We start from the raw sequence: 307 nt of genomic DNA on the forward strand, positions 1-307 counted from the left end.
CATTTCCATTGGCAGGAACAATATGTAGAGCCATCATCATTTCGATCAAAATAGATTTGTTCTTTCGCAATTATTTTTGATTGTTCGAAAGTGGTAGGTGTGGCTGATGCGGAACTAAGCAACACACTGATAACGATGAAGAGATTTTTACTGAGATATTTAATAAACATATGATTAATTTGCTTAAAATTCGGACCTATCGCTTTATATTTAAACGTTCAAAAATAATTCTTTTAATCGATTCGTGCTAGGTTTACTACCCATACTTCTCGTTTATTTAAAAACCGTTTCTTGTCATAGTTTCCCA

This window comes from Methylophaga sp. UBA1464 (genome assembly GCF_002325665.1).
Classification (GTDB): domain Bacteria; phylum Pseudomonadota; class Gammaproteobacteria; order Nitrosococcales; family Methylophagaceae; genus Methylophaga.